This window comes from Streptomyces sp. A0958 (assembly GCF_004795035.1).
Classification (GTDB): Bacteria; Actinomycetota; Actinomycetes; order Streptomycetales; family Streptomycetaceae; genus Streptomyces.
This window is the reverse complement of the sequence record NZ_SSBK01000095.1, coordinates 1-1,482: the sequence shown is the minus strand read 5'-3', so window position 1 is coordinate 1,482 and position 1,482 is coordinate 1. Positions and strand designations below refer to the sequence as shown.

1 protein-coding gene is annotated in these 1,482 nt (G+C 66.5%); it reads right to left on the bottom strand.

The features are described from left to right. Positions 1 to 535: 535 nt before the first annotated feature. Positions 536 to 1,315 carry a GntR family transcriptional regulator gene (locus E6P78_RS32470; RefSeq protein WP_136207199.1) on the bottom strand — a complete coding sequence of 260 codons (780 nt, stop codon included), beginning with the start codon at positions 1,313 to 1,315 and terminating at the stop codon, positions 536 to 538. Positions 1,316 to 1,482: the final 167 nt, after the last annotated feature.

Below are 1,482 nucleotides of genomic sequence, written 5' to 3'. Positions count from 1 at the left end.
CCTGCGCGGCGCCCACCACTACCCGGGCGCGGAACTCTGCCGACGCACCGTCTTCCGGTGGCTCACCCGTTACAACACCCGCCGCAGACACTCCGCGAACGGACACCTCAGCCCCATGGCCTACGAAGACCAGCACCAGCAGGAGTCCGATAAGCTCACGCTGGTCGCATAACCACCCGAACGCGTGTCCACTTCCGCGGGGGAAGGCCCGTGGCCGGGGGCGGCGACCGGACAGTCTGGGAGGACGTTCAGCCCGACTTCGCCGCCGTGCCACCGGAGCCACAGGGCGGTGCCGCGGCCGACCTCGTCGAGGAGGGCGTAGTGCGGCGCCCCCTCGTCCGGCCCGAGTCGCGCGAGACTCGCAGCGTCATGCGCGCGGCAGCAACTTTGAACGACGACATGAGCACCTCATGTGAAAGAGTCGTACTTATTCACCCATGATCATGAGTGTTGCAAAGGGGATGCCTGGCTGCTGTACATGAGTCAAGCGGTCGTCGCTGCAACCTGCGTCAGTACGCGTGCGACTGACGTGCCCTCAGTCCTCTGCCGGAAAGCGGTACTCCAGGACGAACTGGTCAGCGGCCATGATCGTGTCGCATACCTCCACGACCCGCCCGGACTCCGTTTCCGCGTTCCGTACGAGGTGGATGACCGGGGAGCCCAGGCTGAGCGCGAGTGCGGACGCCTCGGCCTTGGTCGCGAGGTGCGCCCGGACGGCTTCGCTGAACTGGGCGAGGACGTGGCCGTGTTCCTCGATGCGTGCGTAGATCCCGCCGCCACCGGGATTCTCGGCGAACAGCTCCGGGATGTCCTTCGCGACGTCCCAGGGCAGGTAGGAAGTGGCCTCTTCCGTTGGCACGCCCTCCCGGCAATAACGGCGCTTGCGGGCGAGCACCTGGGAGCCCGCGGGTACGCCCAGCCGCTCGGCGATCTCCTTTGGGGCCTCGGTGGGGCCGATGAAGAGGACGGCCACGGACGGCTTGCTGCCGGACTGCTCCGCTTCCGCGAGGTAGGCCGCCTTGCCCGCCTTCCGGTGCGCGCGGCGGAACCGGTCGGAGGACTTGCGTTGCACGGGCGGCCGGGACCGGACGAACGAGCCCCGCCCGTGGTGGGTCTCGATCAGCTGCGTCGCCCGCAGTTCCGCGACCGCCTTGCGTACGGTCCCCGAGGCGACCCCGTAGCGCTCCATGAGCGTCGTCTCGCTCGGCACGGGGTTCCCGGTCACCAGAGTGCCGGACCTGATCTGTGCCGTGAGGTCGTCGGCGATCTGGAGATACTTCGCTTTGGCCGAAGAGGTCACATCGCTACTCGCCATAGTCCTTCTGAGTCTCCTATTCTCATGTACATGAGAGGGTGGTATGTGACGTGATGTCGTGTTTGTTGTCGCTGGAACGTGTGGCAGATGCGTATCGGGGCTGATCGGGGTGTCCTGTCGTGCTGGAGTGTTCCTCGTGAGCGACCGCCAGCTCTACAAGAGCGACT

What these genes read in the sequence shown, in the direction of transcription:
- E6P78_RS32470 (WP_136207199.1), bottom strand. Translation starts at nt 1,315, where the DNA reads ATGGCGAGTAGCGATGTGACCTCTTCGGCCAAAGCGAAGTATCTCCAG.